The sequence below is a fragment of the Halobellus rufus genome (genome assembly GCF_000739575.1).
Taxonomy (GTDB): domain Archaea; phylum Halobacteriota; class Halobacteria; order Halobacteriales; family Haloferacaceae; genus Haloquadratum; species Haloquadratum rufum.
Genome location: NZ_BBJO01000020.1, coordinates 43,408 through 64,036, shown reverse-complemented (window position 1 = coordinate 64,036; position 20,629 = coordinate 43,408). Strand labels below are relative to the sequence as shown.

The following is a 20,629-nucleotide window of genomic DNA, read 5'->3' as shown; positions in this document are numbered from 1 at the left end:
GTCTCCCGAGAGTCGCCGTCGGTCCCGCGTCGGTGTGCCGAGCAACCGCGAGCCGACGCGGGGTGGCTGTTACGTCACGGCGACGGTGGCCCCGGGATCGTACTTGAAGTCTCGTGGAGGATCGGCGGCGTCGCCGTGGGGGAGATTCGGATGCCAAAACGATTTATGACAGCCCAGCGTACCCTGTCGTATGGTAGACAAACCGAAGCAGGGTGAGATTCTCGGGATCCCGTACAACTTCGAGCGGCCGTCGATCGGGCGGATGCTCGCCTCCTACTGGAAGCCCGGAGAGGGGATGCTCGTGAAGAAGCCCTTCGGCATCGGCTACACGCTCAACCTCGCGAACTGGCGCTCGTGGGTCGCGCTCGTCGTCGTCGGCGGACTGCTCTGGCAGGAGCAGAAGTCACGGAGCGGCGACGCCGCCGAAGCCGACGAGGACGACGACGGCCCGGTCGAAGTCATCGTCGACTGATCGACTCACGACGGTTCGGGACGCGCTGGCGATGGATGCGGCCGCGGCGTCGCCGCCCTGGTGCCGCGGAACCGACGCTACTTTCTCTCGACTCGACGAGTGTCCGGTCAGATGCTTCGCTACGTCACGACGAACGCCGGGAAAGTGCGGGAGGCGCGCGAGTACCTCGACGGCGTCGAGCAGTTAGACTACGATTACACCGAGGTACAGGCCGCCGAGTTGGGACCGATCGCCGCGCGCGGAGCGCGCGAGGCGTACCGGCACGCCGGCGAGCCGGTCCTCGTCGACGACGCGGGGCTGTTCGTCGAGGGCTTCGACGGCTTCCCCGGCCCGTACTCCGCCTACGTCGAGGACACGCTGGGCGTCGAGACCGTCCAGCGGCTCGTCGAACGCGAGATCGACGAGCCGCGGCGCGCGTCGTTCCGCTGCGTGCTGGCGTACTGCGACGGCGAACCGTTCGAGGCTTCACCGGATCCCGTCGACCGCGAGGATCGAAGCGCCGCGGCGGCCGCGGGCTCGGCGACCGAGGCGAGCGACGGTGACGAAGACGCCGACGCGCTTCCGGTGAAACTGTTCCACGGGACGGTCCGCGGTCGGGTCGTCGAACCGCGCGGCGAGGGCGGCTTCGGATACGATCCGATCTTCGAGCACGACGGCACCACCTTCGCGGAGATGAGCGCCGCCGAGAAGAACGCCGTCTCCCACCGCGGCCGCGCGTTCGCGAAGTTCGCGGAGTGGCTCGAAGGCCGACAGAACTGAGCGACGGACCGAATCGCGGTTGCGGCACCGCAGTCGACGGGGTCCGACGATCCCAAGCGAACCAGTCTATAGCCTTATCCGTCCGCCGGTCGAATCCGCTCGTATGAATATAGTTCCGGACACGAGCGCGATCATCGACGGTCGCGTGTCCGAGCGGATCGAGTCGGACGGCGACGCGGCGACGGTCCTGGTCCCCGAAGCCGTCGTCGGCGAACTCGAATCGCAGGCCAACGACGGCCTCGACACCGGCTGGGAGGGGCTCGAAGAGCTCCAGCGGCTCGCCGAACTCGCCGACGACGGCGCGGTCGAGGTCCGGTACGTCGGCCGCCGGACGAAGCCCAGCGAGGCCACCGGAGCCCACGAGGGCGACATCGACGCGCTCATCCGCGAGGTCGCCGAGAACGAGGGCGCGACGCTTCTGACCAGCGACGTCGTCCAGGCAGAGGTCGCGCGGGCGAAGGGTCTCGACGTCGAGTACGTCGAACCGCGGACCCGGGGATCCGGCGGGCTCGTCATCGAGGACTTCTTCGACGAGCAGACGATGTCGGTGCACCTGAAGACGGGGACGAAGCCGAAGGCAAAGCGGGGGGCCATCGGCGAGATGCACTACCAGACGATCGACGAGGAGGTGACCGACGAGGCGACGATGAAAGAGTGGGCCGACGACATCGAGAACACCGCCCGGAGCAGCCCGGACGGCTTCTTGGAACTGTCCGAACCCGGGATGAGCATCGTCCAGTTCCGCGATTACCGCATCGCGGTCGCCCGGCCGCCGTTCGCCGACGGCATCGAGATCACCGCGGTCCGACCGATCGTCAAGACCGACCTCGACGACTACGAGTTCGCCGACGAGCTCCGAGACCGGCTGAAGGAGCGCCAGCGCGGCGTCCTCATCTCCGGGTCGCCCGGGGCCGGGAAGTCGACGTTCGCGCAGGCGGTCGCGGAGTTCCTCACCGACGCCGACTACGCGGTCAAGACGATGGAGAAGCCCCGCGACCTCCAGGTCGGTCCCGACATCACCCAGTACACCGCCCTCGGCGGGGATATGGCGAAGACCGCCGACTCGCTGCTCTTGGTCCGCCCGGACTACACGATCTACGACGAGGTGCGGAAGACCGAGGACTTCGGCGTCTTCGCGGACATGCGGCTCGCGGGCGTCGGGATGGTCGGCGTCGTCCACGCCACCCGCGCGATCGACGCCCTCCAGCGGCTCGTCGGCCGCGTCGAACTCGGGATGATCCCGCAGGTCGTCGATACCGTCGTCTACATCGAGGACGGCCGCGTCGACACCGTCTACGACGTCACCACGCAGGTGAAGGTTCCGGAGGGCCTCACCGCCGAGGACCTCGCGCGCCCGGTCATCCAGGTCGCGGACTTCGAGACCGGAAAGCCCGAGTACGAGATCTACACCTTCAACCGCCAGGTCGTCACCGTGCCGCTCGGCGACAGCGAGGGGAGCGACGAGACCGGCGTCGGCCGACTCGCCCGCCAGGAGATCGAACGCGAGATCCGCTCGATCGCGCGCGGCCACGTCGACGTCGAACTCAGGGGGCAGAACGAGGCCGTCGTCTACGTCGAGGAGGACGACATCTCCTACGTCATCGGCAAGGGCGGCGGACGGATCTCGGACGTCGAGGACAGACTGGGCATCGACATCGACGTGCGGACGCACGACGAGAAACCCGGACGCGGCGGCGCTGGAAGCACCGAAGGCAACGGCGGGACGGGCGGCAGCACCTCCGAGGGCGTCGTCGTCACGCCGGAGGTGACCTCCCGGCACGTCGTGATCCGGATGGACGAACACGTCGGCGAGACCGTCGAGATCCGCGCGGACGGCGAGTACCTCTTCACCGCGACGGTCGGCCGCGGCGGCGACATCCAGGTGTCGCGCGGCAGCGCCATCGCCGACGAACTCGAACAGGCGATCGACCGCCGACAGCAGATCACGGTTCACACGGCCTGAATCCCGCTCGCGGCCGAGCGACCCGGAGGAGGGGACCGGACGGCTGAACCGGACGATTCTTTTCCCGACGCGGACACACCTGCGGTATGGACGCCGACACGCCCGCCGAAGACGTTCTCGACGAACTGTTCGCGACGATCGAAGACCGGAAGGAGACGCTCCCGGAGGGCTCCTACACCGCCTCGCTTTTCACCCACGAGAAGGGGAAGAACGCCGTCCTCGAGAAGCTCGGCGAGGAGACGACCGAGACGATCCTCGCGGCGAAGGACGAGGAGGAGGAGGAACTGCTCGCCGAGAGCGCGGACCTCGTCTACCACCTGCTGGTCCTCCTCGCGATGGAGGACGTCACGCTCGAAGACCTCCGCGTCGAGCTCCGAGACCGGTTCTGAGGAGTCGGAGCGGCGAGGCGTCAGAACGGTGAGCGCGGCGGACGCCGTCGACTGCTACCGGAACGAGACGCCGACGTCGCGCATCCCGTCGTTCTCTCTCGCGACGTTGAGGAGTAGCGGCGTCAGCGACTCTACCTCGGCGGCGTTGGCGAGGCCCCCGGCGTCGAGCGCGCGCAGTCCGTCGACGTCGTCGACGATTCCCGAAACGACCCGCTTCGCCCGGTCGTCGTCGCCGACGAGGAGCGTGTCGATGCCGAGGTCCGCGTCGAGGTCGGCGAGGCGGCCCGCGGGGATCGAGTGGAACGCCCCGACGACCCCGACGTCGTCGGGGGCGGCGTCGGCGACGAGCGCGGTCACGCTGCCCGCCGAGGGGAGGTGTGCGCGGAAGCCGTCGTCGTCTCGGCGCATCCCCGCGGCGGGCGCGACGAGGACGTCGTCGGCGTGGAGACCGCTAGCGACGGCGTCGACGACGTCGGTGACGGCGTAGGGCGGGACCGCGAGCACGACGACGTCGGCACGGTCGGCCGCCATCGCGTTCTCGAAGCCGGTCACCTTGACGTCGCGGCCGCGCTCCGAGAGCGTGGCCTGGTATGCGTCGGCCGCGTCGTGCGCGGCGTCCGGGTCGCGAGAGCCGATCACGACGTCGTGGTTCGTGTAGGCGGCGAGGCGGAGCGCGAGGCCGTTACCGAGGTCGCCGGTGCCGCCGAGAAGCGCGATTCGCATACCGAGCGTGCGGTAGCGACCGGGTAAAGCGTTGCGAGCGCGCCGGGACAAACGGCCAAGTTCAGGGTCGCGGGCCGGACACCGCGGGTGCATAGACGTAGAGAAAACCGAGCAGGGGGGCCGCCAGCAACGTCCCGAAGAGGACGATCGTCCGCGCGTTCGTCGCCGGCGGCAGCAGTCGCCACGCGAGCAGGCCGAGCGCGTCGACGACGAGAACCACCGCAACGAAGCGGAGGAGGTCCGACCGAACGCCGCTCACGGCGTCGTCCCCCCGCTCCACCGCCGCGGATTGAGCCACTCCGCGCGGGTCGCGAGCACCCACGCCGCGCCGAAGGTGACGATGCTCGCACCGAGTCCGTCGTAACCGAGCGCGCCGAATCCGACGCGACCGACGGTGGCGACGGCGAAGAAGACCACGTAGCGGACGGTCTGATCCCCCGGTTGGGCGTTCGGGGAGACCGATCCGGCCGACAGCCGCGCCGCGATCGGCGCGACGACGGCGAACGCCGCCAGTGCCACGGCGATCGAAACCGCGCCGGTCGGATCGGGAGCGAGCACGAGCGCGGCGAAGACGGCGACGAGGGCGGCGAACACCCCCGCCCAGAACAGCCGTTCGATCCGGACCGCGTCCGTCGACCGAAGCGCGTCCAGTGGCCGCGACAGCCCCGAGCGGATCGCGTCTAGCGGGCGCGGCAGGTCCATCCGTCACTCACTCCCCGAAGAGCAGCTCCGGGAGGTCGTTCACCGAATCGACGACTGCGGCCGCACCGACGGACTCGAACGCCCGCCGGCCCGACTCGCCCGTCAGTCCGCCGGTGAGGACGCCGATCCCGTGATACGTCCGTGTGGGGTCAGCCTCCGCGGCGTTGACCGCGGTCTTCACGTCGTCGAGGGTGTCGCCGGCGAAGGCGACGCCGTCGGCGTCGAACCGCTCCGCGAGTGTCGTCAGCGCGTTCGGGTGCGGCTTTCCCTCCTCCCAGTCGTCCATCGTGAAGCGGTGCTCGGCGGGGAGGTCGAGACCGACGCGTTCGAGCGCGATGTCGGCCTCGGCGGCCGGTCGACCGGTGAGCACGCCGACCGCGGCGGTGGCCTCGAGCGATCGGAGCGTCTCGGGGTCGACGAGGATCGGTTCGTCGTGGATGTACCCCGCGGTCTCGAAGGGCGGTTCGCCGCCTTCGAGCTCGCGGTACAGGTCGGCACCGAGGTAGAGCGCCTGGAACGCCGATCGAAGTCCCTCGCGGTCCCACCGCTGTCGGACGGCGTCGAGGTCGTCCGGATCCAAGTGATCGGCCGCAACCGCTTCCGCCCCGGCGAGGCCGCCGCCGGAGTCGATCCGCGCTGTGAACGTCGAAAGGTCGATCGGTTCGCGCTCGTCGACGAGGACGTACAGCGCCGCGGCGTACGTCACGTCCCAGTCGTTGTTGAAGCCGCCCGCGTCCTTGAACAACTGGACGTCGTCGCGGTCGATCGTCCGGCCGTACAGTCTGTCGACGGACTCGACGATTGCGCGCCGGTAGGAGTCGGCGACGTCGAGGAGGACGCCGTCGATGTCGAGGACGACCGCGTCTGCGTGCATACTGGAACCCGGCCGCGCGGCGGCCTTAGCGTTGTCCTTTCGGCTCGCGTGCGAGAAGCGACGCCGGAGCGGACGCTCGTCGGAGTTAGGAGATATTTTACCCTCCCGTCCAGAGACCATAGGTATGGACTACGACCCGCAGGAACTCGAAGCGCGCTGGCGGGAGCGGTGGGCCGAAGAGGGTCGCTACGAGGCCGACCCCGACGCGGACGTCCCAGCGGGCGACGACGGCGACGCCGAGGGCGACGAACCGACGTTCATCACCGTCCCCTACCCCTACCCCAGCGGCGGGATGCACATCGGTCACGCCCGGACGTACACCGTCCCCGACGTGTACGCCCGCTACCGGCGACAGCAGGGCGACAACGTCCTCTTTCCGATCGCCTGGCACGTCACCGGCACGCCGATCATCGGCGCGGTCGAGCGCCTGAAGAAGGGCGAGGAGGAACAACTCTCGGTGCTTCGGGACACCTACAACGTCGCCGAGGACACCCTGCAGGACCTCGAAACGCCGATGGGCTACGCCCGCCACTTCATCGAGGAACACTACAAGAAGGGGATGAAGGACCTCGGGCTCTCGATCGACTGGCGGCGGGAGTTCACCACCAACGACGACCGGTACTCGAAGTTCATCACCTGGCAGTACGAGACGCTCCGCGACCGGGGACTCCTAGAGAAGGGCCTGCACCCGGTCAAGTACTGCACGAACGAGAAACAGCCGGTCACGACCCACGACCTGCTGGAAGGCGAGGAGGCGGAGTTCCAGGAGTACACGCTGGTCCGCTTCGGCCACGGCGACACGGTCGTGCCGATGGCGACGCTCCGCCCCGAGACGGTCCGCGGCGTGACCAACGCCTACATCGATCCCGACGCCGACTACGTCGTCGCCGACGTCGACGGCGAGGAGTGGTTCGTCTCCGCCGCGGCGGTCGAGAAGCTCCAACTGCAGGGCCACGAGGTGACGCCGAAGCGGACCGTCGCGGGCGAGCACCTCGTCGGCGAGCGCGTCACCAACCCGATCACCGGCGACGAGGTGCTCGTCCTGCCCGCGGACTTCGTCGACGCCGACAACGCCACCGGCGTCGTGATGTCGGTGCCGGCGCACTCGCCGGACGACTACGTCGCGCTCGAAGAGGCGAAGGCCGACGACGAGCGGATGCGGGAATACGGGATCGACCCCGCCGAGGTCGCGGAGATCGAGCCGATTCCGATCCTCACGATCGAGGGCTACGGCGAGATCCCCGCGAAGACGGCCGTCGAGGACGCGGGCATCGAGTCCAGCGCCGATCCCGCGCTCGAAGAGGCCACGAAAGAGCTGTACAACAGCGAGTTCCACAGCGGCCGACTGAACGACGAGTATGGCGAGTTCGCCGGCGAGGTCGTCGAGGACGTCCGCGGGCGCTTCCGCGACGCCTACCGCGAAGAGGGCGCGTTCGGCACGATGCGGGAGTTCTCCGAGGAGGTCGTCTGCCGCTGCGGGGGCGACGTCGTCGTCGCCGAGCAGGACACGTGGTTCCTGCGCTACAACGACGAGGCGTGGAAAGCGAAGGCCCACGAGGTCGTCTCGCGGATGGAGGCCGTCCCCGAGAACACCCGCGGGGAGTACGACCACACGATCGACTGGCTGAACGAGTGGCCCTGCATCCGGAACTACGGGCTCGGAACGCGGCTGCCGTGGGATCAGGACTTCGTCATCGAGCCACTGTCGGACTCGACGATCTACATGGCGTACTACACGATCGCCCACCGGCTCGACGAGATCCCCGCAGACGACCTCGATCGGGAGTTCTTCGACGCGCTCTTTTACGGCGCAGACGCCGTCGACGACCCCGACGAGCGCGCGCTGGAGCTCCGCGCGGAGTGGCTCTATTGGTACCCGGTCACCTACCGGTTCTCCGCGAACGACCTCATCTCGAATCACCTGACGTTCTACCTGTTCCACCACGCCGAACTGTTCGACGAGGCGCAGTGGCCCGAGGGGATCGTCATTATGGGGATGGGCCTCCTCGAGGGCGAGAAGATGTCCTCCTCGAAGGGCCACGTGGTCCTCCCCGGCAAGGCCATCGAGGAGTACGGCGCGGACACGGTTCGCTTCTTCCTCCTCAACTCGGCGGAGCCGTGGCAGGACTACGACTGGCGCGCCGAACAGGTCGCCTCCGTCCGGAATCAGCTCGAACGCTTCTGGAACCGCGCGCACGACGTCGTCGACGACCCCGGTCCCGAGGAGCGACCCGAACTGACCACCGCGGACCGCTGGCTGCTGTCGCGCCTGCAACACACGATCTCGACGGTCACCGAGGCGATGGAGGGCTCGGAGACCAGAACCGCGAGTCAGGCGGCCTTCTACGACTTCGAGGAGGACCTTCGGTGGTACCGCCGCCGGACGGACCGCTCGCGGCCCGCGGCGCGCTGGACGCTGCGGGAGGTACTCGAGACGCGCCTCCGACTCCTCGCGCCGTTCGTCCCGTTCCTGACGAACGAGCTCCACGAACAGCTCACGGGCACGCCCGCCGAAGACGCTCCGTGGCCGGACGTCGACGAGGACCTACTCGATCCCGAGATCGAAGCCGCCGAGACCCAGATCGAACGGCTCGTCGACGACATTCAGGGGATCCAGCAGTCGCTGCAGAACGCCGACGAGGACGTCCCCGAGGCCGAACCCGACCGCATCCGGATCACCGTCGCCGCCGACTGGAAGCGCGAGGTGTTCGCGACGGTCGCCGACGTCGGCGCGGATCAGGGCGCGGTGATGGGCGAAGTGATGCAGGACCCCGACCTCCGCGAGCGCGGGAACGCGGTCAACGACCTCGTGGGCGAACTCGTCGAGTTCGCACGCGGACGCGACGAGGAGACGCTCGCGACGCTCTCGGCGGTCGACGAGGCCGACGCCTACGAGCGGGCCGCGGACTTCCTCGCGACGGAGTTCGACGCCGAGATCGTCGTCCAGCGCGAGGGCGAGGACGTCGAGGCCCGCAAGCAGGCCGTGCCGTTCCGCCCGGCGATCGAACTCGAAGCGGAGTAGCGCGAAAGGAGCGGTGCGACGTCGACTCCGGGACGTCGTCGACGTCCGCGACTTTCGCGTCGGTTGTCATCACCGATCGGTTTCGCTCCCGCCTGAAAGACAGCGTGGTTACGTCGCCGTAACCCGCTGTCACTCCGCTATTTGGGCGCGTTACCGTCATAACTCGCGAAGGTTTATGCCCGTTCGACCGCTGATTCGTACTGATGGCAGAGGCAGAACAGGAGAGTCTCGACGACCTCCCGCCGAGCGCGAAGCTGGTTTTCAAGGTACTCGAATACAACGGGCCGCTGACCCAGAAGGGGATCGTCCAGGAGTCGATGCTGTCGGCGCGGACGGTCCGGTACGCGCTCGAACGGCTCGAAGGGATCGACGTCGTCGACGAGGACGTCTACTTCGCCGACGCGCGGCAGAACCTCTATCAGCTCACCGACGACGCGCCGGAGGTCCCGCCGGCCGAGGGCGACACCGACGAGGCGGAAGCCTGCTGCGCCGAATAAGGACCACCAGCGACCGCGCGAGACGGCGCGTCGAGTTCCACGAGAAGTTATCCCGATAGAGCACCGACTACGCGTATGTCACTCTCACTCGATTCGACGCAACTGGATCGGTACTCCAGACACATCATTATGGACGAGGTCGGCCCCGAGGGCCAGGCGAAGCTCCTCGACTCGCGCGTGCTCGTCGTCGGCGCGGGCGGACTCGGCGCGCCGGTGATCCAGTACCTCGCCGCCGCGGGGGTCGGCACGCTCGGCATCATCGACGACGACGTCGTCGAGCGGAGCAACCTCCAGCGGCAGGTGATCCACGGCGACGACGACGTCGGGCGGCCGAAGGTCGACAGCGCCGCGGACTTCGTCGCGAACCTCAACCCGGACGTCGACGTCGACACGTACGAGACGAGGCTGGGAAAGGAGAACGTCGCCGACGTCGTCCCCGGCCACGACGTCGTCGTCGACGCCTCCGACAACTTCCCCACGCGCTACCTGCTCAACGACTTCTGTCGGCTGCGGGAGATACCCATCGCTCACGGCGCGATCTACAAGTTCGAGGGACAGCTCACGACGCTGGAGCCGGACGGCCCCTGCTACCGCTGTCTGTTCCCGGAAGCGCCCGAGCCCGGGACGGTCCCCGACTGCGCGACCACGGGCGTCCTCGGCGTCCTCCCCGGGACCGTGGGCTGCGTCCAAGCGACCGAGGCGGTGAAGCTGCTGCTCGGTGCCGGCGAGACGCTCCGCGGTCGGCTGCTCTTCTACGACGCGATGGAGATGAGTTTCGAGACGGTCCCCTACCAGCGGAACCCCGACTGTCCCGTCTGCGGCGACGACCCGATCGACTCCATCGACGACGTGGAGTACACCGAAGCGTGCACGATCGGCGCGGACTGAGGTCCCGGCGACGTATACGGTCGGCGTGGACTGACGGGGCAGTCGCTCCTCGGCTCGACGTGGCGAACAGCTGGCACCCGCATCGACGACGCGCCCCCGAGCGCCGCCGATTGCCCGCGCCGACGTGCCAGACAACCGCGGCCCGGCGCGGGGCTGTTTCTAGCTCACGAGGGCGCTGGCCGCGTTCTCGTATATAAATCGTCGCTCGGAGGACCGGGAAGCCGACAGACCGCAGCGTTTTATCCGCCCGCTGCCCTGGTGCGCGTATGGCCTCGCAGGGAATCGTCGAGCAGTTTCTCTCTCTGAAGTCCGACACCGACGCCGACATCCTGACGATGCAGTGCGGCGACTTCTACGAGTTCTTCGCCGACGACGCCGAGTTGGTCGCCGAGGAGTTGGATCTGAAGGTCTCACAGAAGTCCTCGCACGGGTCGTCCTACCCGATGGCCGGCGTCCCCGTCGACGACCTCACGCCGTACCTGAAGGCGCTTGTCGAGCGCGGCTACCGGGTCGCGGTCGCCGACCAGTTCGAGGACGACGCGGGCGACCACTACCGCGAGGTGACGCGCGTCGTGACGCCCGGAACGCTGCTGGAGACCGACGACGCCGACGCGCGATACATCGCCGCCGTCGTCGACGGTGGGAGCGGGTCGGAGTCGGCGACGCAGTCGAACGCCGACGGCGTCGGCCTCGCGTTCGTCGACGCGACGACGGGGCAGTTCCTCGTGACCGTCGCCGCCGATGTCGACGACGCGCTCTCGGAGCTGTACCGCTTCGGTCCGGTCGAGGTCCTCCCGGGGCCGGACGCCCGCGACGACGACGCGTTCGTCCGGCGGCTCCGCGAGGAGACGGACGCGTCGGTCGCGCTGTTCGAGACCGACGCGTTCGCACCCGGGCGAGCGAAGCACGCGCTCCGGGAGCAGTTCGGTCGCGAGACGCTTTCGAGCGTCGGGATCGAAGCCGACCCGGCGGTCCGGGCCGCGGGCGCGGCGCTCCGCTACGTGGAGGACACCGGCGCGGGCGTGCTTCCGTCGATGACGCGCCTCCGGACCTTCGAGACGAGCGAGCACCTCGAACTCGACGCGACCACCCAGCGGAACCTCGAACTCACCGAGACGATGCAGGGCGATCGGGACGGCACGCTCGTCGACACGATCGACCACACCGTCACGAGCCCCGGCGGGCGGCTCCTCCGCGAGTGGGTGACGCGGCCGCGGCGGGACCGCGGGGAGTTGAACCGACGGCTCGACTGCGTCGACGCGTTGGCCTCGGCGGCGCTGGCTCGCGAACGCGTGCGGGAGACGCTCGACGGCGGCTACGACCTCGAACGGCTGGCCGCGCGGGCGACCTCCGGCAGCGCCGACGCGCGGGACCTGCTGGCCGCCCGCGACACGCTCGCGATCCTCCCGGACGTCGCCGACGCCATCGCGGGATCGCCGCTGGCCGACTCGCCGCTCGCCGACGTCGTCGAGCGGCCGGACAGGGAGGCCGCTGGCCGCCTGCGCGAGGAACTGGAGTCGGCGCTGGCCGAGGACCCACCGAAGACCCTGCGACAGGGCGGGCTGTTCCGCCGGGGCCACGACGACGAACTGGACGAGTTGCTGGAGCGCCACGACGAGGCCCGAGAGTGGATCGACACCCTCGCCGAGCGCGAGAAGCGCCAGCACGGCCTGAGCCACGTCACCGTCGACCGCAACAAGACCGACGGCTACTACATCCAGGTTGGCAAGTCCGTCGCCGACGACGTGCCCGAGCACTACCGGGAGATCAAGACGCTGAAGAACTCGAAGCGGTTCGTCACCGACGAACTGGAGGAGCGCGAGCGCGACGTCCTCAGGCTGGAGGAGGCCCGCGGCGATCTCGAGTACGAACTGTTCTGCGAGCTCCGCGAGCGCGTCGCCGACCGCGCGGCGCTCCTGCAGGACGTCGGGCGCGCGCTCGCCGAGATCGACGCGTTGGCGTCGCTGGCGACGCACGCGGCCGGCAACGACTGGACGCGGCCTGAGCTGACCGCGTCCGGGCCGCTCGACATCGACGCCGGGCGACACCCCGTCGTCGAGCAGACGACCGACTTCGTCCCGAACGACCTCCGGATGGGAGAAGACCGCGAGTTCCTGCTCGTCACCGGGCCGAACATGAGCGGCAAGTCGACGTACATGCGACAGGTCGCGCTCATCGCGCTGCTCGCGCAGATCGGCAGTTTCGTCCCGGCGCGCTCGGCGACCGTCGGCGTCGTCGACGGCATCTACACCCGCGTCGGCGCGCTCGACGAACTCGCGCAGGGCCGGTCGACGTTCATGGTCGAGATGCAGGAGCTCTCGAACATCCTCCACTCCGCCTCTGAGGACTCGCTGGTCGTCCTCGACGAAGTGGGGCGCGGAACCGCCACCTACGACGGCATCTCGATCGCGTGGGCCGCGACGGAGTACCTCCACAACGAGGTGCGCGCGAAGACGCTCTTCGCGACGCACTACCACGAACTCACGTCGCTGGCGGAGCACCTCGACCGCGTCGCGAACGTCCACGTGGCGGTCGACGGCGGGCGGGAGTCGGGCGACGGCGTGACGTTCCTGCGGACGATCGAGGAGGGACCGACCGACCGGTCCTACGGAGTCCACGTCGCGGAACTCGCGGGCGTCCCCGACCCGGTCGTCTCCCGCGCCGACGACGTGCTCGCGCGGCTCCGAGCGGAGGAGGCGATCGAGGCTCGGGGCAGTGGGCGCGACGAGCGCGACGAGCCGGTGCAGGCGGTCTTCGACCTCTCGGCCGGGCAGTTCGCCAGCGACGGAGCGTCGGGGGACGCGTCGTCGCAGGGGATCACGAACGGTGCGGCGGCCGACACCGAGGCGAGCGACGCCGCCCCCGCGCCGGAATTCGAATCGATCGCGGCGGAGTTGAGCGAGTTGGATCTGAACGGGACGTCCCCGATCGACGTGATGGCGAGAGTCCAGGAGTGGCAGCGGCGGCTCGACGACGGCTCGGCCGATACCGAGTGAGGGAGAGGTGACGTCCGGGGCCGTCGCCCACTCGGATGCGGGTCTACGCTTTTGTACTCCGAGCGTGTTGTGTTGACACATGACGTTCATCATCGTCGGGTACGGCCGGGTCGGTGCGCGGACGGCACGGATTCTCCACGAGGAGGGCTATCCGGTCGTCGTGGTCGACAACGACCCGGACAAGGCCGAGCGAGCGCGAACCGCGGGGTTCGAGGTCGTCGAGGGAGACGGCAGCAACGAGTCGGTACTGAAGCGCGCCGGCGTCGAAGACGCGGTCGCCGTCGGCGGACTCACCGGCGATCCGAACATCAACTTCGCCGCGTGTAAGATCGGCAAACGGCACGGCTGTCGCGTGGCGATGCGGATCAGCGAGGACTTCACCGAGGAGATCTACGAGCAGTACGAATCGGACGTCGACGAGGTGATCTACCCCGAGCGCCTCGGCGCGGCGGGCGCGAAGACGGCGCTGCTCGGCGGCACGTTCAACGCGCTCGGCGAACTGACCGAGCAACTCCGGCTCACCACCGTGACGATCCCCGAGGGTGCGCCGGTGATCGGCCAGAAGGTGAACGACGTCGACCTCGGGGACTTCGGCCGGATCTACGCGCACGGTCGGCGGCGCGAGGCGATGACGATCCCGCTCCCGGGGACGGTGATCGAACCGGGCGATCAGCTCGCGCTCGTCGTCGAAGGCGACGGGCTCGAACGGGCGAGAGAGGTGCTCATCGGCGAGGCATCGAGCGCAGGGATATCGACGGAGTAAGCCGACTCGGCGGAATCGGACGGCGCGTCGACGCGCCGTCGGACACGTCGCCGCGGGAACGGCGACGTCGGTACCGGGGTGCAGCGTCCGCGTGTGGGGCGCGCGGTGGGAGGATGGGAACTGATGGCCGTCGGGGACGGAGCAACCGTCCTGTCGTAGCGTGTGCAACGCTACGGTATCAGTGCGCGCCCGGTAGTGTGCTCTTCGCTACCGTACTTAAAACCGTGTCAGACGGGAGGCTGACTCGGCCGGGGGTGCGTCCGAATCGTGAAAACGAGCGTCGGTCGCGACGGCAGCGTCGGTCGCCGGCGTCAGCTTCGCCAGTATCCCTGGGCGTACGCGCCGATGAACATCCCGGCGAGCGCCCAGAGGATGGTGACGTTTCCGACGCCGAGGCTGGCGTAGGCGGCACCGGGACAGATGCCCGAAAGCCCCCAGCCGACGCCGAAGATCGCGCCGCCGATCAGGACGTTGCGGTCGAACGACTTCAGACGGCGCTCGAACGCGTCGCCCGTGAGCGGGGCGCGCCCGAACAGTCGCGGGGCGAGGAAGAACGTCAGTCCGGTGACGATCGCCCCGCCGAACATCACGAAGATCAGCCCGAAGTCCTCGAACAGGAGGAAGTTCAGCACGACCTCCGGGCGGGCCATGTGGCTGAATCCGAGGCCGAAGCCGAAGATCAGGCCGCCGACGAGGATCAGCGGCATGAAGAGGGGGTGACGGTCGGCCATCTACGGGCTCACCCCCAGTGCCGCGACGATCTGTGCGGTGACGATGGCGACCGCGAGGAACGTGAGGACGCCGACGATCGACGTCTTCGACGCGGAGCCGACGCCACAGACACCGTGGCCGGACGTACAGCCCTTGCCGATCCGGGTGCCGACGCCGACGAAGATGCCGCCGACGAGCAGCCGCCACGGCTGGACGTCGGTCGTCCAGAGCGTCACGCCGCCCACCTCGTAGAGCTGTCCGGTCGTCCCCGGTTGGTAGAGCGAACTCGTGACGAGGCCGGACTGGAACGTCGCGGCGAACGCGGCCGCGCCGAGGATGATGCCGGCGGTGAACACGAGCCGCCAATCCCGCGAGGAGACGTACTGCTGGAAGCGGGACTTCTCGGAGACGTACGACAGCGTCGATTCGAGGAACGTGCTCGCGCCGGCGCTGATGCCCGTCCCGAGGTAGATCACGGTCACGCCGAGACCGACGAAGAGCCCGCCGACGGCGTAGCGACTGATCCCGTTGGGGAACAGGTCGGCGGCCAACTGAAGCGCTACTGGATCAGTCACCATCGGTCTCGTTAGTCACCCGCGAGCGACTCTTGGCTCGCAGCGCAGTTGTTCGGGCCCAGTTCGAGGGTGAAGGCCTCGTCGTCGTCGACGACGTTCTGTCCGAGGTTCGTCGCGATGATGTCCTCGTAGTTGGCCGGCCGCGGCGGCATGTCCGAGAGGATCAGGTCGACGAAGTCGTCTTCGTCCATCGTGAGTGCGTCCATCTGTGCCTCCAGTTCGCCGATGGTGGCCGTATAGGTTCCGTCATCGGCCGGTTCCGCCGCGTCGCTGAAGTGGGCACCGCCGACGAGCGTGTCGTCCGGAAGCGTCAGGACGCGCGTCTGCAGCGAGTCGTAGAGCATCCGCGCGGCATCGGGGGCGCCGTCGTCACCCTCTTCGAGGTCCGGGCGCGCGACGCTCTCGATGAACAGGCCGTCGCCGGTCGCCAGCAGGCTGTCGTCGAGGAGGTAGGAGGTCATCCCCGTCGTGTGACCGGGCGTGTAGACGGCTTCGACCGTCGCGTCGCCGACGGCGAAGGTGTCGCCGTCCTCGGCGGTGGTCAGGTCGTCGGCGTAGGTGACTCCGCGGTCGACCGCCGCGGCCGGGATGACGCCCTCGACGCCTTCCTCGTCGAGGTCGCGGACCCCCGAGATGTGGTCGGCGTGGATGTGCGTGTCGAGCGCGTACGCGAGTTCCGCGCCCAGTTCCTCGACGTCGTCGAGGTAGCGGTCGGTGAACGCGCGCAGCGGGTCGACGATCGCGGCCTCGTCGCCGTCGACGAGGAGGTAGCCGAGACAGCCCGAGGAGGGGCGCTGGTACTGATAGAGCGTGCCGGCCCCGTCGTAGTTCGAGACCTCGACGCGCTCGTAGATGCTCGCCCAGCCGTTCATCCCGTCTTCGAGGTGGTTCACCTCGTAGCCGCGGTCGGCGAGCGTCCCGGCGACGAACTCGCTCGCGCCGCCCTTCGCACACAGGACGGTGACGTTGCGGTCCTCGGGGATCTGATCGAGGACGTCCTCGTCGATCTCCTCGTCGAGGAACTCGAAGTAGGGGACGTTGATCGAGGTGACGTTCTCGCCGTCGATGCGCCACTCGTCGTAATCCGATTGCATCCGCGCGTCGAGGAGTGTGACGTCCTCGCCGGCGTCGATGCGTTCCTTGAGCGCTTCAGGGGTGACAGTCTCGACGTCCGCATCGGGCGTCGGGAAGTCTTCGGGATTCATGTTGTACACCCCTTCGTACTGGGTGGTCGCACAAAAATGTTTGCATAGTAGTTCAGCAAGTGCACAATATAGTTGGCGGCAGTTCGAACGGCGTATTCGGAGAGATCCCACCAGCTATGTTTGTTTTAGCGCGTGTATGGGGCCGGTGTGCGCGAGTCAGGTTTGGCTCTTCCCGCACCAGACACCGAACAGTAGTTTGTAGTATGCACAAGAATCGACATTCTTTTAATCACCGACCCAATATTGTGCATTAGCTCCAATACGAAGCACGGAGCAGATAACCCATGAGTGTAGAATTCGATATCGCGGAGACGCTCGACGTGAAAGGTGCATCGTGCCCAATGCCGGTTGTCAAGACGAAGGGAGCCATCGACGAGCTCTCGGAGGGCGAAGTCCTCGAAGTACTCGCGACCGACCCGGGCAGTATGAGCGACCTCGACGGCTGGGCGGCCGGCACCGACGGCGTCGAGATGGTCGAACAGGTCGAAGGCGACGACGTGTACAAGCACTACGTCCGCAAGACGGAGTGAGATGATGGACAAGATCGGAATCATCGTCGACAGCGACAGTCCGAAGAGCCTCGCGATGGCGATGAACCTCGGACACACCGCGCTCGCCTCCGACACCGAGGTGCTCGTGTACTTCACCTTCGACGGACTCACCCACCTCCTCGAGGGCGAGAAGGACGTCTCGGAGATCCAGCCGCTCCTCGACGAGGGGATGCCGAACCCCTACGACCTGCTCGACGCGTTCGTCGCCGACGGCGGCGAGATGGTGACGACGGTGGCGTGTACGACCACGCTCGACATGCTCGCGTGGGATCAGGACGCCATCGACGACTCGGTCACCACCAAGTTCGCGGGCGCGGCGACGTTCCTCGAGGCAGTCGAAGACGCCGATCAGGTGTTCAGCTTCTAATATGAGCGCGGACACATCCGACACGGCGACCGACGACGGCGTCGCGGAGGAGGCACCCTCCCGCGCCGAACTCGCCGCGCGCATCGAGGAACTCGAAGAGTCGCTCGCGGAGGCCACGGCGGCCGACAGCGGGAAGAAGATGTCCATCATCGCGACGAAAGGCACCCTCGATATGGCGTACCCGCCGCTCATCCTCGCCAGCACGGCGGCCGCCTTCGGTTACGACGTCACGGTGTTCCACACCTTCTGGGGGCTGGACATCCTCCACGAGGAACGCTCGAAGAACCTCAAGCTCAGCTCCGTCGGCAACCCCAACATGCCGGTTCCGAACGTGGTCGGCGCGCTCCCCGGGATGGACCGCGTGACGACCTCGATGATGGAGAAGAAGATCGACGACAACGACACCGCCACGATCGAGGAGCTCATCGAGACCTCCCTCGACATGGGCGTCGAGTTCCAGGCGTGTCAGATGACGATCGAACTGATGGGCTACGACGAGGACGACTTCTACGACGGCGTTCGGACGGGCGTCGGCGCGGCGACGGCCATCCAGGACATGGCCGACGCCGACATCCAACTGCTCGTCTGAACGGCGACCGATTCGACGCCGACTCGTTTGCGACGACGGGAGACCGACTGATTTCTTGTCCGTCCGGCGGGAGACGCGAGTATGGACGCTTGGAGCGCGCTCTTCGAACGGGCGGCAGCGTACGACGTCGACGAGGCCGCAGTCCGCGAGACGCTCGCCGACGTGCGCGCCGAATCGGATTCGCGGACCACGGATCGAGCGGCCGAGTCCGACGAGTCCGACGAGTCCGGCGCGCGAACCGAGAGATCAGCCCCGCCAGCGGAGTCGAGCCCCGCGCGGGTCGTCGCCGACGCCGACGTGCTCGCGGCGGACCTCCTCGTCGACGGCGACGCCAGACGCGCGCTGGATCACCTCCGGAAGCACTCGTGGACGACGCTGCTCGCGAGCGACGCGCTGCTCTCGGAGGCAGAGCACGTGATCGCCGACTTAGCCGATCCCGACCTCGCGTCGGCGTGGCGCGAGCGCGTCTCGGCGTGGTGTGCGACCGTCTCTCACCCACCGGGCGACCACCCGGCGCTCGCGACCGCCTACCGCGGCGGCGCGATGCACATTCTCACCGGAGACGAGCGACTCCTATCTGCCCGGGCCGGGGCCGAACTGGGCAGCCGATTGTCGGTGAGCGCCCGCCGCCCCGACGCGTTCGCGGCGCTCTTCGACGCCGAGAGCCTGTACCGGGAAGTCGAAGACGGCGACTATCCCGGGCCGGATCGCGACCCGCGAGAGTGAGGCGTGTATGCCGCAGTTCGCGCATACGTGGCTCCCGAGCCGGTAGTGCAAACGTGTGGCCATAGTGGAATACAATCGAAGCCCGTTTCAGCGTGCGGGCGAAGGGAGAGCTATGATACCGGAAACGACGCCCGCGGAGTTGCAGACGCGCCTCGAGGAGGACGACGTCGCGGTCGTCGACATCCGCGATCCGTCGTCGTACGCCGACGGCCACATCGACGGCGCGGTGAACGTCCCGCCGAACCGACTCAGTCCCGAGGCGCTCGACGCCCCGTGGGCGCAGGCCGACGAGATCGTCGTCTCCTGCTACGTCGGCGAGAGCTCGAAGCGCGTCGCGATGGTCCTCGGCGAGCATCTCGACGCGGAGATCTCGAGTCTGCGCGGCGGCTTCGAGGCGTGGGACGGGCCGGTCGCGAGCGGCCGACCGGAGTCGTCGGCGGCGGCCGACGAAGGGCCGTCCGCAGGCTCAGCACACCGCAGCGGCCACGACGCGCCCTTTTGAGTCGGGTCAGCCTTGCCAGCGGAGTCCGCAGTTGTCGCAGACGTACAGACCGCCGTCTTCGACCTCGTACTCCGTGGATCGACACTTGGGACAGGCTTCTTCGTCCATACGTCACGGTCCGCGATCGGGGTGTAAAAAGCGTGCGTGTCGTTCTCACGGTGTGAAAACGGCTCGGAACTCGTTCGTGAGCGCCGTCGCTGACTGAGGGATAGTCGCGAAAGAATCGTCGGGTCGAGAGCGGCGTCAGTTACCGCGTCGGCGGTCCGAGCCGAGGCTCGGGCGGGTGTGCTCTGCGCCCTTGCCGCGGTTCTGGAGGCCGCGGTTCGAGCGGCCGGCGTTCGTCAGCCCGCGGAAGGCGCGGCCCTTCTGATCGTCGCTGCAGATCCAGTTGAGGTCGTCGTCGCTCTGGATCGCGCCGTGCTCGGGATCGACGAGGATCACTTCGTGCCACTTCTGAGAGCCGTCTTCGCCGACCCAGTAGGAGGCGAGCGCGCGGAGGTTCGGGTGCTTCCGCGAAGCGCGCTCCTCGGCGATGCGCTGGATGCTCTTGCGGCGGCCGATGCGGTTGACGCCCTGCCGTTTCGAGCGTCGACCGGCCTTGTGTCGCTGCTTGCGAGCGCCGCCCTTGCGGACCGCCACGCGCACCACGACGATGCCCTGCTTGGCCTTGTAGCCGAGTTCGCGGGCCTTGTCGAGGCGCGTCGGTCGGTCGACGCGGACGATGGCGCCCTGGTCGCGCCACTCCTGTTTTCGCTGCCACTGCAGCTCGGCGAGCTTGCCGTCGCCGGGCTGTTTCCACGCTTCCTTGATGTGAGAGTAGAAGCTTCGTGCCATTGGTTTCACCACGGGCGCTTTCGATTCGGGCGGCGTTCGACGCCGACCCACATTTCGTCCCGATTCCTCGGGTGCCCACTGGCGTCCCGTTCGACCAGCGAGTTGTCTCCACTTCCCTCGTGGCGTTCTTAACGACTTCGAATCCCTGCGCTCGCTGTCGGCGCGGGAACGAACGGCTTTTGATGCCGGGTATCGGAACCGTACGTATGGCTACGGAAACGCAGAGCGGGCTTTCCGATCACATGCGGGGAGTCACGGTCACCACGATCGCCTGTCTCGCCGGCGTCGCCGCCGCGCTGGCCACCGCCAGGTTCGTCGGGACCAGCGTCGCTGCCGCGGGGGGCCAGCAGTCGCTGCTCTACGTCGCGGCGCTCGTCCTCGCGCAGTTCCCGATCCTGCGCGCCGTCGGCATCGACATCTCGGAGTTCGGCGCGAAGGACTACCTCTACGTGGCGTTCATGACGTTCACGCTGTGGTTCATCACGTTCGGCGTCATACTGACCGAAGGAGTCACGCTGTAA

The 20,629-nt window shown here is 68.1% G+C and carries 24 protein-coding genes; 15 read left to right on the top strand and 9 right to left on the bottom strand.

Annotated features, from left to right (window positions below):
• The first annotated feature begins 190 nt into the window (after nucleotides 1-190).
• From ACP99_RS09485 to hisE, 4 genes are all read left to right on the top strand, one after another.
• Entirely contained in the window at nucleotides 191-472 is a 282-nt protein-coding gene (locus ACP99_RS09485; protein WP_049986372.1) for a DUF5808 domain-containing protein, read from the top strand.
• A gap of 111 nt (nucleotides 473-583) precedes the next feature.
• Nucleotides 584-1,231 (top strand): non-canonical purine NTP pyrophosphatase, encoded by a 648-nt coding sequence (locus ACP99_RS09480; protein WP_049986371.1) that lies wholly within the window; start codon nucleotides 584-586, stop codon nucleotides 1,229-1,231.
• A gap of 103 nt (nucleotides 1,232-1,334) precedes the next feature.
• The gene (locus ACP99_RS09475) at nucleotides 1,335-3,194 is read left to right on the top strand and encodes a PINc/VapC family ATPase (protein WP_049986370.1); all 1,860 of its coding nucleotides are present in this window, start codon (nucleotides 1,335-1,337) and stop codon (nucleotides 3,192-3,194) included.
• Between the two features lie 86 nt (nucleotides 3,195-3,280).
• Nucleotides 3,281-3,583 (top strand): phosphoribosyl-ATP diphosphatase, encoded by a 303-nt coding sequence (gene hisE / locus ACP99_RS09470; RefSeq protein ID WP_049986369.1) that lies wholly within the window; start codon nucleotides 3,281-3,283, stop codon nucleotides 3,581-3,583.
• A 54-nt stretch (nucleotides 3,584-3,637) separates the two neighbouring features.
• On the opposite strand, the gene npdG is transcribed toward hisE, so the two are convergent.
• The 4 genes from npdG to ACP99_RS09450 all read right to left on the bottom strand — a co-directional run bounded on the left by npdG (nucleotide 3,638) and on the right by ACP99_RS09450 (nucleotide 5,882).
• Nucleotides 3,638-4,306 (bottom strand): NADPH-dependent F420 reductase, encoded by a 669-nt coding sequence (npdG, locus tag ACP99_RS09465; protein ID WP_049986368.1) that lies wholly within the window; start codon nucleotides 4,304-4,306, stop codon nucleotides 3,638-3,640.
• A gap of 61 nt (nucleotides 4,307-4,367) precedes the next feature.
• On the bottom strand, nucleotides 4,368-4,565 hold the full coding sequence (locus tag ACP99_RS09460) for a hypothetical protein (protein ID WP_049986402.1): 198 nt from the start codon (nucleotides 4,563-4,565) through the stop codon (nucleotides 4,368-4,370).
• Entirely contained in the window at nucleotides 4,562-5,008 is a 447-nt protein-coding gene (locus ACP99_RS09455; protein ID WP_049986367.1) for a hypothetical protein, read from the bottom strand. Before ACP99_RS09455 ends, ACP99_RS09460 begins: the two co-directional genes overlap by 4 nt.
• A 7-nt stretch (nucleotides 5,009-5,015) precedes the next feature.
• Nucleotides 5,016-5,882, bottom strand: coding sequence for a TIGR01548 family HAD-type hydrolase (locus tag ACP99_RS09450; protein ID WP_049986366.1), 867 nt, complete (start codon nucleotides 5,880-5,882; stop codon nucleotides 5,016-5,018).
• Nucleotides 5,883-6,006: 124 nt separating this feature from the next.
• Here ACP99_RS09450 and leuS point away from each other — a divergent pair, with 124 nt between their 5' ends.
• The 5 genes from leuS (at nucleotide 6,007) to ACP99_RS09425 (ending at nucleotide 14,048) form a co-directional block, all read left to right on the top strand.
• On the top strand, nucleotides 6,007-8,904 hold the full coding sequence (leuS, locus tag ACP99_RS09445; RefSeq protein ID WP_049986365.1) for a leucine--tRNA ligase: 2,898 nt from the start codon (nucleotides 6,007-6,009) through the stop codon (nucleotides 8,902-8,904).
• 203 nt (nucleotides 8,905-9,107) lie between these two features.
• Nucleotides 9,108-9,401: a MarR family transcriptional regulator gene (locus tag ACP99_RS09440; RefSeq protein ID WP_049986364.1), complete on the top strand. Its 294-nt coding sequence runs from the start codon at nucleotides 9,108-9,110 to the stop codon at nucleotides 9,399-9,401.
• 75 nt (nucleotides 9,402-9,476) lie between these two features.
• Nucleotides 9,477-10,289, top strand: a complete 813-nt coding sequence (ubaA, locus tag ACP99_RS09435; RefSeq protein ID WP_049986363.1) for an SAMP-activating enzyme E1 — start codon at nucleotides 9,477-9,479, stop codon at nucleotides 10,287-10,289.
• A 266-nt stretch (nucleotides 10,290-10,555) separates the two neighbouring features.
• The gene (gene mutS, locus ACP99_RS09430; RefSeq protein WP_049986362.1) at nucleotides 10,556-13,285 is read left to right on the top strand and encodes a DNA mismatch repair protein MutS; all 2,730 of its coding nucleotides are present in this window, start codon (nucleotides 10,556-10,558) and stop codon (nucleotides 13,283-13,285) included.
• A 79-nt stretch (nucleotides 13,286-13,364) separates the two neighbouring features.
• Complete coding sequence (locus ACP99_RS09425; RefSeq protein WP_049986361.1) at nucleotides 13,365-14,048, top strand: potassium channel family protein; 684 nt, start codon at nucleotides 13,365-13,367, stop codon at nucleotides 14,046-14,048.
• Nucleotides 14,049-14,359: 311 nt separating this feature from the next.
• On the opposite strand, the gene ACP99_RS09420 is transcribed toward ACP99_RS09425, so the two are convergent.
• The 3 genes from ACP99_RS09420 to ACP99_RS09410 are packed head-to-tail and all read right to left on the bottom strand — an operon-like array spanning nucleotide 14,360 to nucleotide 16,539.
• Nucleotides 14,360-14,779 carry a YeeE/YedE family protein gene (locus ACP99_RS09420; RefSeq protein WP_049986360.1) on the bottom strand — a complete coding sequence of 140 codons (420 nt, stop codon included), beginning with the start codon at nucleotides 14,777-14,779 and terminating at the stop codon, nucleotides 14,360-14,362.
• The gene (locus ACP99_RS09415; RefSeq protein WP_049986359.1) at nucleotides 14,780-15,337 is read right to left on the bottom strand and encodes a YeeE/YedE family protein; all 558 of its coding nucleotides are present in this window, start codon (nucleotides 15,335-15,337) and stop codon (nucleotides 14,780-14,782) included.
• Nucleotides 15,338-15,345: 8 nt separating this feature from the next.
• A complete protein-coding gene (locus ACP99_RS09410) occupies nucleotides 15,346-16,539 on the bottom strand; it encodes an MBL fold metallo-hydrolase (protein WP_049986401.1) in 1,194 nt (397 codons plus the stop codon).
• A 284-nt stretch (nucleotides 16,540-16,823) separates the two neighbouring features.
• Between ACP99_RS09410 and ACP99_RS09405 the strand changes: the two genes are divergently transcribed.
• The 5 genes from ACP99_RS09405 (at nucleotide 16,824) to ACP99_RS09385 (ending at nucleotide 19,274) form a co-directional block, all read left to right on the top strand.
• On the top strand, nucleotides 16,824-17,069 hold the full coding sequence (locus tag ACP99_RS09405; RefSeq protein WP_049986358.1) for a sulfurtransferase TusA family protein: 246 nt from the start codon (nucleotides 16,824-16,826) through the stop codon (nucleotides 17,067-17,069).
• 4 nt (nucleotides 17,070-17,073) lie between these two features.
• Nucleotides 17,074-17,457: a DsrE family protein gene (locus ACP99_RS09400; RefSeq protein ID WP_049986400.1), complete on the top strand. Its 384-nt coding sequence runs from the start codon at nucleotides 17,074-17,076 to the stop codon at nucleotides 17,455-17,457.
• Nucleotide 17,458: 1 nt separating this feature from the next.
• Entirely contained in the window at nucleotides 17,459-18,046 is a 588-nt protein-coding gene (locus tag ACP99_RS09395; RefSeq protein WP_049986357.1) for a DsrE/DsrF/DrsH-like family protein, read from the top strand.
• An 81-nt stretch (nucleotides 18,047-18,127) separates the two neighbouring features.
• Nucleotides 18,128-18,772, top strand: a complete 645-nt coding sequence (locus ACP99_RS09390; protein ID WP_231554261.1) for a DUF7384 family protein — start codon at nucleotides 18,128-18,130, stop codon at nucleotides 18,770-18,772.
• 112 nt (nucleotides 18,773-18,884) lie between these two features.
• Nucleotides 18,885-19,274, top strand: coding sequence for a rhodanese-like domain-containing protein (locus ACP99_RS09385; protein ID WP_049986356.1), 390 nt, complete (start codon nucleotides 18,885-18,887; stop codon nucleotides 19,272-19,274).
• A 6-nt stretch (nucleotides 19,275-19,280) separates the two neighbouring features.
• On the opposite strand, the gene ACP99_RS19165 is transcribed toward ACP99_RS09385, so the two are convergent.
• The gene (locus tag ACP99_RS19165) at nucleotides 19,281-19,382 is read right to left on the bottom strand and encodes a TFIIB-type zinc finger domain-containing protein (RefSeq protein WP_081927371.1); all 102 of its coding nucleotides are present in this window, start codon (nucleotides 19,380-19,382) and stop codon (nucleotides 19,281-19,283) included.
• Nucleotides 19,383-19,517: 135 nt separating this feature from the next.
• A complete protein-coding gene (locus ACP99_RS09380) occupies nucleotides 19,518-20,108 on the bottom strand; it encodes a 50S ribosomal protein L15e (RefSeq protein ID WP_049986355.1) in 591 nt (196 codons plus the stop codon).
• Nucleotides 20,109-20,314: 206 nt separating this feature from the next.
• Here ACP99_RS09380 and ACP99_RS09375 point away from each other — a divergent pair, with 206 nt between their 5' ends.
• Complete coding sequence (locus ACP99_RS09375) at nucleotides 20,315-20,629, top strand: EMC6-like membrane protein (protein WP_049986354.1); 315 nt, start codon at nucleotides 20,315-20,317, stop codon at nucleotides 20,627-20,629.

What these genes read in the sequence shown, in the direction of transcription:
- ACP99_RS09440 (WP_049986364.1), top strand. Translation starts at nt 9,108, where the DNA reads ATGGCAGAGGCAGAACAGGAGAGTCTCGACGACCTCCCGCCGAGCGCG.
- ACP99_RS09380 (WP_049986355.1), bottom strand. Translation starts at nt 20,108, where the DNA reads ATGGCACGAAGCTTCTACTCTCACATCAAGGAAGCGTGGAAACAGCCC.
- ACP99_RS09485 (WP_049986372.1), top strand. Translation starts at nt 191, where the DNA reads ATGGTAGACAAACCGAAGCAGGGTGAGATTCTCGGGATCCCGTACAAC.
- ACP99_RS09450 (WP_049986366.1), bottom strand. Translation starts at nt 5,882, where the DNA reads ATGCACGCAGACGCGGTCGTCCTCGACATCGACGGCGTCCTCCTCGAC.
- ACP99_RS09405 (WP_049986358.1), top strand. Translation starts at nt 16,824, where the DNA reads ATGAGTGTAGAATTCGATATCGCGGAGACGCTCGACGTGAAAGGTGCA.
- ACP99_RS19165 (WP_081927371.1), bottom strand. Translation starts at nt 19,382, where the DNA reads ATGGACGAAGAAGCCTGTCCCAAGTGTCGATCCACGGAGTACGAGGTC.
- ACP99_RS09420 (WP_049986360.1), bottom strand. Translation starts at nt 14,779, where the DNA reads ATGGCCGACCGTCACCCCCTCTTCATGCCGCTGATCCTCGTCGGCGGC.
- mutS (WP_049986362.1), top strand. Translation starts at nt 10,556, where the DNA reads ATGGCCTCGCAGGGAATCGTCGAGCAGTTTCTCTCTCTGAAGTCCGAC.
- ACP99_RS09385 (WP_049986356.1), top strand. Translation starts at nt 18,885, where the DNA reads ATGATACCGGAAACGACGCCCGCGGAGTTGCAGACGCGCCTCGAGGAG.
- ubaA (WP_049986363.1), top strand. Translation starts at nt 9,477, where the DNA reads ATGTCACTCTCACTCGATTCGACGCAACTGGATCGGTACTCCAGACAC.
- ACP99_RS09375 (WP_049986354.1), top strand. Translation starts at nt 20,315, where the DNA reads ATGGCTACGGAAACGCAGAGCGGGCTTTCCGATCACATGCGGGGAGTC.
- npdG (WP_049986368.1), bottom strand. Translation starts at nt 4,306, where the DNA reads ATGCGAATCGCGCTTCTCGGCGGCACCGGCGACCTCGGTAACGGCCTC.
- ACP99_RS09395 (WP_049986357.1), top strand. Translation starts at nt 17,459, where the DNA reads ATGAGCGCGGACACATCCGACACGGCGACCGACGACGGCGTCGCGGAG.
- ACP99_RS09400 (WP_049986400.1), top strand. Translation starts at nt 17,074, where the DNA reads ATGGACAAGATCGGAATCATCGTCGACAGCGACAGTCCGAAGAGCCTC.
- ACP99_RS09475 (WP_049986370.1), top strand. Translation starts at nt 1,335, where the DNA reads ATGAATATAGTTCCGGACACGAGCGCGATCATCGACGGTCGCGTGTCC.
- ACP99_RS09425 (WP_049986361.1), top strand. Translation starts at nt 13,365, where the DNA reads ATGACGTTCATCATCGTCGGGTACGGCCGGGTCGGTGCGCGGACGGCA.
- ACP99_RS09480 (WP_049986371.1), top strand. Translation starts at nt 584, where the DNA reads ATGCTTCGCTACGTCACGACGAACGCCGGGAAAGTGCGGGAGGCGCGC.
- ACP99_RS09410 (WP_049986401.1), bottom strand. Translation starts at nt 16,539, where the DNA reads ATGAATCCCGAAGACTTCCCGACGCCCGATGCGGACGTCGAGACTGTC.
- ACP99_RS09415 (WP_049986359.1), bottom strand. Translation starts at nt 15,337, where the DNA reads ATGGTGACTGATCCAGTAGCGCTTCAGTTGGCCGCCGACCTGTTCCCC.
- ACP99_RS09455 (WP_049986367.1), bottom strand. Translation starts at nt 5,008, where the DNA reads ATGGACCTGCCGCGCCCGCTAGACGCGATCCGCTCGGGGCTGTCGCGG.
- leuS (WP_049986365.1), top strand. Translation starts at nt 6,007, where the DNA reads ATGGACTACGACCCGCAGGAACTCGAAGCGCGCTGGCGGGAGCGGTGG.
- hisE (WP_049986369.1), top strand. Translation starts at nt 3,281, where the DNA reads ATGGACGCCGACACGCCCGCCGAAGACGTTCTCGACGAACTGTTCGCG.
- ACP99_RS09390 (WP_231554261.1), top strand. Translation starts at nt 18,128, where the DNA reads ATGGACGCTTGGAGCGCGCTCTTCGAACGGGCGGCAGCGTACGACGTC.